At 65.9% G+C, this 513-nt stretch carries 1 protein-coding gene; it reads right to left on the minus strand.

Annotated features, from left to right (window positions below; genetic code table 11):
* The coding region (locus tag AC1DU6_RS35915) for a type IV pilin protein (RefSeq protein ID WP_477863440.1) at positions 1–347 on the minus strand (347 nt) is incomplete at its 3' end.
* Positions 348–513 lie beyond the last annotated feature (166 nt).

The following is a 513-nucleotide window of genomic DNA, read 5'->3' on the forward strand; positions in this document are numbered from 1 at the left end:
GGCGTGGCCCCCAGCAGCGTCACTACCAGGGTCTTGCAGGTCACGTCCAGCGCCTGCTTGCCACCGGCGATGGGCGTGGCCGTCGCGACATAGCCGATGTTGAAACTCGCCGCCGCGCCGACACCTGCCAGGGTGACGCCGTAAAGCGGCGTGATCTTCGAGATGTCCAGCCCGAGCGCGCCCACCGTCGACGCGTAGCTGGCGTTGTTGCTGCGAAAACGCTCCTGCGCCTGCATGACGGCGGTCAGTGCGGCAATCGCGTCTGCGCGCCTGCCCCGCTGCATGTGCGAGGTGAAAGCAGGATAGGCAATCGCGGCGAGGATGCCAGCGACCACAAGCGCGACCATCAGCTCGATCAGGGAAAAACCTTGGCGTGACGGGCGAGGGCATGGGCGCATGGGCCGATTTTCGGTACCCGGCCACCGTGACCAGTGGTTACATATACCGCTTGTCCGGCGAGTTGTGCCGCCGGTCGGCATCCACCACGATTGAGGGGCTCATGCGCACTTGGGC

This window comes from Roseateles sp. P5_B10 (assembly GCF_056400485.1).